This window comes from Methanosarcina spelaei (assembly GCF_002287235.1).
Taxonomy (GTDB): domain Archaea; phylum Halobacteriota; class Methanosarcinia; order Methanosarcinales; family Methanosarcinaceae; genus Methanosarcina; species Methanosarcina spelaei.
This window is the reverse complement of record NZ_LMVP01000457.1, coordinates 22,455-29,286: the sequence shown is the minus strand read 5'-3', so window position 1 is coordinate 29,286 and position 6,832 is coordinate 22,455. Positions and strand designations below refer to the sequence as shown.

At 32.2% G+C, this 6,832-nt stretch carries 6 protein-coding genes; all 6 read right to left on the bottom strand.

The features are described 5' to 3' along the window. Positions 1–121: 121 nt before the first annotated feature. Complete coding sequence (locus ASJ81_RS16550; protein ID WP_170943362.1) at positions 122–1,135, bottom strand: glycosyltransferase; 1,014 nt, start codon at positions 1,133–1,135, stop codon at positions 122–124. Between the two features lie 384 nt (positions 1,136–1,519). After that, positions 1,520–2,614: a 3-hydroxyacyl-CoA dehydrogenase NAD-binding domain-containing protein gene (locus tag ASJ81_RS16545; RefSeq protein WP_095645326.1), complete on the bottom strand. Its 1,095-nt coding sequence runs from the start codon at positions 2,612–2,614 to the stop codon at positions 1,520–1,522. 1 nt (position 2,615) lies between these two features. Further along, positions 2,616–3,743: a thiolase C-terminal domain-containing protein gene (locus tag ASJ81_RS16540; protein ID WP_170943361.1), complete on the bottom strand. Its 1,128-nt coding sequence runs from the start codon at positions 3,741–3,743 to the stop codon at positions 2,616–2,618. 55 nt (positions 3,744–3,798) lie between these two features. Next, positions 3,799–4,686 carry a UDP-3-O-(3-hydroxymyristoyl)glucosamine N-acyltransferase gene (locus ASJ81_RS16535; protein WP_095645324.1) on the bottom strand — a complete coding sequence of 296 codons (888 nt, stop codon included), beginning with the start codon at positions 4,684–4,686 and terminating at the stop codon, positions 3,799–3,801. A gap of 40 nt (positions 4,687–4,726) precedes the next feature. Then, complete coding sequence (locus ASJ81_RS16530; RefSeq protein WP_095645323.1) at positions 4,727–5,494, bottom strand: hypothetical protein; 768 nt, start codon at positions 5,492–5,494, stop codon at positions 4,727–4,729. Between the two features lie 174 nt (positions 5,495–5,668). Continuing rightward, a complete protein-coding gene (locus ASJ81_RS16525; RefSeq protein ID WP_095645322.1) occupies positions 5,669–6,553 on the bottom strand; it encodes an aminotransferase class I/II-fold pyridoxal phosphate-dependent enzyme in 885 nt (294 codons plus the stop codon). Positions 6,554–6,832 lie beyond the last annotated feature (279 nt).

Below are 6,832 nucleotides of genomic sequence, written 5' to 3'. Positions count from 1 at the left end.
TGAAAGGAAGGAATTACAAGCCTTCTCTGAATAAGGAAATCAAAAGGGGGCTATATCGTGAAAGAATCTGCGTATCATGTTGGATGTTTTCCTCCAGTTCTCCGAACGTTTTGCTCAAATCTTAAATACTTTCATATAATTCTATGAATTTTTTTGCAATCTTTTTAGAATCATGTACTTCCTCAACATATTTTCGTCCTTTTTTTCCTAATTCTAAGCGTAATTCTTTATTTTCAATAAGGAGTTTCAGATTATTGTAAAGGTTATTAGGATCGGTATTCAATATAGGTAATCCGTTATAACAGTTAGTGAATTCTTCATGTATACGGCATAATACTGGTTTTCCTAGAGCCATACATTCAATAGCGAAAATACCATGTGATTCTGAGTATAACTGGTCAATTATTATATCTGCTTTCCTATATATTTCCAAGGCTTCGTCGTTCGTTTTGTTTATAATTAAAATAAATTCAATAGAACAATTTTCATTTTTTAACTTTTCAATAGTGGAAATAACATACTTAGTTCCCTTTTTGTCTGTATCAGAAGGAGCATGGACAATTATTACTTCTTTATTTTTGCTATCATTACCTATATATGGAAATTTTTTTAAGTCTATTGCCTGCTTTACAACAAGGCTTTTAGGAGAATATGGCAATAATGAATAATCGCCTACTATAGTTGTGTCACAATATTTTGCGATTCTGCCAATTTTTTTTCGTATAGGGTCCTCATCTTTAAAAGAACAGATGGTTTGTAACTCAGATAAATTGTTAAAAAAAAGATAATTTTTAGCGATGCTATACTGTCTTATATCACTTCCCCAATAGTGCATAATGATTTTTTTCTTGAAAAATTTTAACAAAGGTAAATCGAGATTATATGGTAATAGACTTCCACCAAAATGAAAATGGAAAATATCGTATTTTAAAAAACATTTAATGAAATTATTGATCATAGTTGTATATCTTGACACTGTTGATTTTTCCGAGAGAGATAAATTTATATCAAAATGATAACTAAATTGATGTTGATTAAAAATCAGTACATCGGCTTCAATACCAAGCTCCCGTTGAGCGTTTGCTAAAATACTTGCTTGTCCAGCAATATTCATTGGTGCGTGTAAAACTTTCATGCAGCTCTCCCAATTTATATTCATTTGTATTCGGTTAAGGATTTTGAGCTGCTGATCTCGATTTCGACGGAAAAACTCAAACCCAAATGTTTAGTGTTTAAATTGAAATCGATATCAGATTCCAGTTTTGCATTTGATGAATAATTTAACAAATTTTATGAAAATCAATTCAATTGATAACGATTTTTCCTTAACCGATGACCAATGAATTTATATTTAACAAGCTTACCCTAAAATTCAAAACAACATATCTTACTTCAAATTCCAAATGGTCAATCAAGTTTCATACAATGAAAATATTTTGAAACATAATTAATCTGAAGATCAAACCTGATTTTGGGATAAGCTCAACATATAATGTTCTACTAACATCGAAAGCCTGATTCAATATTTGTAAAATCCTTCTTTTGTTTTATATCCTAACTTACCTTCATTTACCATTTCATATAATATATCAACTGGCTTAATAGTAACATTTTTTAATTCCTTACTTAAAACTTCAAGAATTGATACACAAATATCAATTCCAATGAAATCAGCAAGTTCGAATGGTCCCATTGGATGATTTAAACCTAACTTTGTAGCCAAATCGATATCTTCTTTTGAAGCAACGCCTTCTTCAAGTAACTTTGCAGCCTCATTAATTTGAGGTAAAAGGAGCCTATTAACTATAAACCCAGGACTACTTTTCACCATAATTGGAATTTTCCCTAAATCTTTGGCAAACTTAATAATCACATCTTTTGTTCTTTTTGAAGTTTTTTCTCCAACAACAATCTCTACTAAATCCATTTTTCTTACAGGATTGAAAAAGTGCATCCCTATGCAATTTTCGGGTTTAGGAGTATCAATAGAAATATAATCTATTGAAATTGAGGAGGAATTGGTAGCCAAAATGGTAGTGTCTCTACATGTATTTGAAAGTATTTTAAATACTTCTCTTTTTACTTCAAGATTTTCTGTTGTGGCATCTATGACTACGTCACAATCAGAAAAATCGGAGTAATCTGTAGTAGTGCTTAAATATCGAAGATATTGTGAAACTTCAGTCTCACTAAGGCCCTTGGAAATATTTTTTTCGATTCTTGAAAAAATCATTTTTTCATTTTTCTCTTCTCTGGTTTTCAATATCGTTTCGTATCTACAGAGTATCAAATGTTCTGCAATCTGAGATCCCATCAACCCAGTACCTACAATTCCTACTTTTACCTTATCATTAATTTCTTTTATTGGACTAATTTCATCTCCAGTCTCATATTTTTCGTATGATTTTTTAAAAGATTTTATGCCATTTTCATCTTCAAGCAGATATATATAATAAGGAACTTTTTCATTTCCAGCAGATGGAACATGAACTTTTGTGTACCCAGTCACGTAATTTTTTGTGCTAATAACCTCATAAGTTCTTTCCCCACAAAATACACAATTCTCTACCGGATAATTCCAATATTTATTGCATTTTTTACAGTAATAACTCATATTACACACCTAATATAGTGATTCCACAAGTTCCGCCAACTCCCCCAATGTTTTGAGCCATTCCAATTTTGGGACTATCCACCTGCCGTTTTCCTGCTTCTAATCTTAATTGAGTCACAATTTCGTATATTTGTGCCAATCCTGTTGCTCCAATGGGATGCCCATTTGCTTTAAGCCCTCCATCAGTGTTTACTGGTATGCTTCCATCAATCTCTATAGCTCCACTTTTGATTAACTCACAAGCTTTTCCAGTCCCACATATTCCCAGATCTTCAAGTGCTATTAGTTCACTAATAGTAAAACAATCATGAACTTCAAGTATGTCAACATCTGAGGGCTTTATTTTTGCTTCATTATATGCATTCTTTGATGCTATCTTTGTAGATCTAAATGATGTCAAATTTTTTCTATTTGTTAATGAAATTGAATCAGTTGACATTTGCGAAGCCAATATCCTAATATCTCGATCTGAATGACTCTCTCTGGATAAAACAATAGCTACACTCCCATCAGAAAGGGGACTACAATCAAAAAGATTCAAAGGATCTGCAATCATTGGAGATTTTTTAATCAATTCACGTGATACCTCTTTATGAAAAAAGTGTGCAAATGGATTCAATCTTGAATTTTTGTGGTTAAGGTAAGAGACATCTTCTAATACTGAATGATCTATGTCATACTTTCCCATATATTGTTGGGCAATTATTGCATAAGAAGCTGGAAAAATAAGCCCCTCCCTGTGATCAAACTCTCGATCGCCAGCCATAGATATAGCATCAATTGGCGAAGTTAACAAGGGACCAGTCATTTTCTCCACGCCAACGATCATGATGTTGGAAAATTTACCACAATTTATTGCTTGATTGAAAGCAACACTACTCGAAGCACAGGCAGTTTCTATCCTTAATATCGGTATGTTTAAATCAGGAATTAGAGATGAAATTACTGAATTGAGGTGCAACTGACCATTTAAGGGACCACATAAAAAATTTGAAACATATATCGCATCAATGTCTTTAATGTTTTGTTCTGAATCGTGGATAGCATTAACAATAGCTTCGTATGCTAACTCAGGCAATGATTTGTCTAAGTTTCCAAATTTGGTTCTTCCAATCCCAGTTATGAACATGATATTCTCCTTAAATGTATTTTTATAAAAGGTCATATTCAGATCGTAATATGTTTCAACGGATGGATTTTATAAAATTAATAAACTTTTCGTGATCTATAGCAAAATTTCCAGTGACTCGTTGATCATTAGTAACATTTTTGGTCACAACAGAACCTAATGTTACCCAAACACGGTCACCGATCTCTATGTTGTCAGAAATAGATGAATTAGGCCCTATCCAAACATCGTCACCAATTCTTGTACTCCCCCCAATCATCGACGAAGCTACCAGTGAACATCTTTTTCCAATTCTTACATTGTGTCCTACATGTACGAGGTTGTCGATTTTAGTTTCTTCTCCGATTTCTGTGAAATTTCCATAAAGGCCTTTATCTACGCAAGAATTAGCTTGAATTTCCACTTGATCATGTACTAATACTCCACCTGCATGAACTATAGGAATCATATAATTCTGCTTTCGTATAAATCTAAATCCCTCTCCTCCTATAACACTACCTGGACCAATTATTACATTATTTTCTAAAACTGTTCTTTCCAGTATACAAGCTTTCGGTCCAATTATGCATCCATCCCCTATTCTAATATTTTTCTCTGCAATGTAGGCAGTTGGGTGAATAATCGAATTTTCAGAAATCTCATTTTGGAAATCTTTCCAATAGAAGTCAGTGTTCTTTGCCAAATAATTATGCAGTTCATAATATGATTTTTCGGGGTCTTCTGATATACCGATTCCTAAATATTCGGGAACTTTAGAAATCAATTCTTTCTTCAAAATAACGCATGATATATTTTTTTTCTCAAGGAGAATTGGTATAAATTTTTCGTTGTTAACGAATACTAGCTGTTTAGGACTATTGTGTATAAATGAACCCATAGATATAAAAGTTCCATCACGGACTACTTTTATAGAAAAATTCGAATTGATATTAGATAGTTCCATACAAAAACCCTCTATTCCAAAAGATTAAATTAAGAATATGTTATTTTATGCCTTTCTCGAATAAAGCATCCCATAGTTTTTCGTTCTTTAATGTGTTCCTATATTGGTAGTTATTTGTTTTGAAATACTCATCAATATAGTTAGATAAGTTGAATAGATATTCTTTAAATAGATCTTTATAGGAATTACTCACTTCTGACCACTGAAATGGATGGAATAACAATTGGATAGGCATTTCTGTAGCTTTTTTTATAAATTCATCTGGGTCCTTTCCACGGAAATTCATACATGAATCGCTCATATAAACGGAATCTGAGAAAATATTCGGAGAATAAGCATTAAAATAGCCATCAAAAGAAGGAAACATTCCATGAATCGAAGGATTATGTAAACTTATTGATCTTATCGGTTCACCAATTATATCTTCCAAAATATTACATTCTGCGCGTACTTTGCTCAGCATTTCATCATGACTTATATCGCCATAAACTGTGGGGTCAAAGTGCAATCCGATTTCAAAACCGCCATTGCACATCTCGAGTAGACGTGTGCGATTTAAAGGAGATTGGGGATTATAAGTATGAGATGTTGTTAAGATAAAATATGTAGATTTTACTCCAATTTTGTTTTCAATCTTTGCTAATTTATATGCAGGATAAATATCAATATCAACATCGTGCCTTAAAATGATACAGTTCTTATTTTCTTGATAATTATATTCTTTAAGAGGTATCACTGGCGCGATTGTCTTTGCATATTTCAAAAATGAAAGATAACTTGTATAAGTAAAATCAAGATGTTTTGACATGACAACACCCACATTGTAATATTATATTAAGCTTGAAAGACTTCTTTCAGCTTAATGGTTAACTTGTGCTATGTATGAACATGAATAAACATGAATTCAAACTATAGGTGTTTACCCGCGATCATTTATAATATTTTTGAATAGGTACACTTATTGAATTCTGTATATGAATCTTTATAATTTATTCCTTACTCTAAGTAATTTTGCAGGGTTTCCTGCAACAATTGTGTAGTCTTTAATGTCTTTCGTGACTACCGATCCTGCTCCCACAATAACTCCTTCCCCAATTTCCACTCCGGGAAGAATTATAGACCCAATCCCTATATCCGTTCCATCTTTTATTACAACTGGAGCTAAATCTAAATCAGAAAATAGAATAGGTTTTGAAAGATCATTCGCCTTATGCTCTGAGGTTAATATTTTTACTCCAGGCCCTATACCTACAGCTCTTCCAATTGAGATCCCACCTGCACTGTGGAAAAAGCAAGATTGACCTATCCAAGTATCATCTCCAATTAGCATCTTGTTTTTATAGTAACCTTTAAGAATCGTATTGTGCCCGACATAAACATTGTTTCCAATTTCTATATTTTCAGGATGGAAAACAAGAACGTTATTTTCAAATATTACATTTTGACCTAATTTAGTAAAATCTTCCTTAGTAAAATATCCACTTCCATGACTACTATATAATTTGTTACTATCAAAAATCATATAATTTCCTTCTAATTTGTCAGAATCTATATTGTATGTGTCTAAATTTACATCTACGAAAAATGGCTTTGCTCCACAATATAACACTGAATGACCAGTAGCCGGAAAAGTATAATCTGCTACCAAAACCTCATCTCCCGTACTAATACCAAGGCTTAAAAGTGCTAAATGAAGTGCCGATGTGCAGTTTGTAACAGCAATGGCATATTTAGCACCAACGTAATCTGCAACCTTATTTTCGAATTCTTTTACTTTAGGTCCTTGAGATACCCACCCAGAATCCAATACTTCTTTTATCTCATACAATTCTTCGGAGTCAAAATATGGTCTAGACAACGGAATCATTAAACCATACCTCCGCCTCTAACATATTTTACAACAGTTGATCTCTTCATTTTCTTTTCCAACTTCCTAGATCATAAATCCGATCTCATAAGTATAATATTGTTCATTTTTGTCATCGGTTAGATAATTTTATGCATAACTTCAGATAAATGACGGATTAAATGTTACTTTAATATATATCTGTAATAGTAATTATGTTTTTATTATCAAATTTTATACTTCAGCGGCATTTTATGGTGCAATTTTAAAGGTATCAAATGTAATTTTTTGATCAAATAA

Excerpts from the sequence above, each read along its gene's own strand:
- ASJ81_RS16535 (WP_095645324.1), bottom strand. The coding sequence starts at position 4,686 with ATGGAACTATCTAATATCAATTCGAATTTTTCTATAAAAGTAGTCCGT.
- ASJ81_RS16525 (WP_095645322.1), bottom strand. The coding sequence starts at position 6,553 with ATGATTCCGTTGTCTAGACCATATTTTGACTCCGAAGAATTGTATGAG.
- ASJ81_RS16550 (WP_170943362.1), bottom strand. The coding sequence starts at position 1,135 with ATGAAAGTTTTACACGCACCAATGAATATTGCTGGACAAGCAAGTATT.
- ASJ81_RS16530 (WP_095645323.1), bottom strand. The coding sequence starts at position 5,494 with ATGTCAAAACATCTTGATTTTACTTATACAAGTTATCTTTCATTTTTG.
- ASJ81_RS16540 (WP_170943361.1), bottom strand. The coding sequence starts at position 3,743 with ATGTTCATAACTGGGATTGGAAGAACCAAATTTGGAAACTTAGACAAA.
- ASJ81_RS16545 (WP_095645326.1), bottom strand. The coding sequence starts at position 2,614 with ATGAGTTATTACTGTAAAAAATGCAATAAATATTGGAATTATCCGGTA.